Below are 1,392 nucleotides of genomic sequence, written 5' to 3' on the forward strand. Positions count from 1 at the left end.
GGAAGCCATGTGTGGATGCCTCCCGTTGTGCAAGGAAAATTTTGACTTTCTGAGCATGTGATCGAGTGCGGTCATGTGTCAGGCCTCTCTGTGCGGCTTTTAACGTGCCGCGGGCCGGTATGGAGATACGCGGATCAGGTCCAAATCACCACGACGCGCTCAAGTTGGCGCTTTGGCTTCCCCTGGTTTTCCTGATCCCGATCTGATCGATCATTTGCCCATGCTGGTCATTGCCTTCCTCACACATCCGGGCGGTCGATTGCGGCAGGGTCGCAGTCTTACCCCACCATCACCGGCCCCCGGTATTCCTCGTTTTTCGTCAGCATGGCCCAAAGGCCGCGCGCCATCTTGTTGGCCAGCGCGATGGCGACCAGCATGCGTGGCTTGCGGGCCAGCATTTTCGCAAGCCATGACCCTTCCACGGCCCCCCTTCGGCCTGCCCAGCCCACCACGGCCATCGCGCCGACAATCAGCAATCGCCGGATATCGCGCTGGCCCATTTTTGATGTCTTGCCCAAGATCTGCTTGCCGCCGGTCGATCGCTGCAATGGCACCAGACCAAGCCATGCCGCAAAGTCACGCCCGCAGCGAAAGCTTTCCATCACCGGCGCAAAGGTTTCGACGGCCAGCGCCGTGATCGGGCCTACGCCCGGCATGGTCCGCAGACGCCGGGCGACCTCGCCCTGGCCTGAAAGACGAGAGATTTCCTTGTCGAGCACCGCAAGCCGCTCGGTCAGCCGCGTGATCTGTTCAATCAACTCGCGGCAGGAAAAGCGCACCAGCGCAGGCAGATCGCTACTGTCCGCCTCGACGATCAGGGCCAGTTGCTTCACATTCTGAACCCCGGTCGGCGCGATGTAGCCGAACTCATAAAGATGCGCTCGCAGCGCATTTATCGCCTCGGTGCGCTGGCGAATGAACTGCGCGCGCGTGCGGAACAAAACCGCCCCTCCCTGCTGTTCCGGCGTCTTGGGGTCCACAAAACGCATGGTCGGACGCAGGGCCGCTTCGACGATGGCCTCGGCATCGGCCGTATCGTTCTTGTGGCGTTTGACGAAGGGTTTGACGTAACGCGGCGCAATCAGCCGCGGATCATGGCCCATCTGCGCCACCTCGCGCGCCCAGTAATGCGCACTGCCACAGGCCTCCATCGCCACAAGGCAGGCCGGATGGCCCGACATGAACTTGTGAAACTGAACCCGCGTCAGCTTCTTGCGGAAAACGACCGAACCATCGGCCGCTGCGCCATGGAGCTGGAAAACGTTCTTTGCCAGATCGACGCCAATGATGGTAACTTCTTTCACGGATGCCTCCTTCGATTTGCTTGGTTTCAGCGCCCAAAGCTTGGCACATTGCGATGCCGTAGGGGAGGGAGGCATCCACTCCATCACC

At 60.8% G+C, this 1,392-nt stretch carries 1 protein-coding gene; it reads right to left on the reverse strand.

The annotated features are described in order from the left end of the window. Positions 1-278: 278 nt before the first annotated feature. Positions 279-1,304 (reverse strand): IS110 family RNA-guided transposase, encoded by a 1,026-nt coding sequence (locus KAK09_RS18540; protein ID WP_210880398.1) that lies wholly within the window; start codon positions 1,302-1,304, stop codon positions 279-281. Between the last annotated feature and the right edge of the window lie 88 nt (positions 1,305-1,392).

Origin of the sequence: Roseovarius autotrophicus (genome assembly GCF_018069895.1) — a bacterium.
GTDB lineage: Bacteria > Pseudomonadota > Alphaproteobacteria > Rhodobacterales > Rhodobacteraceae > Roseovarius > Roseovarius autotrophicus.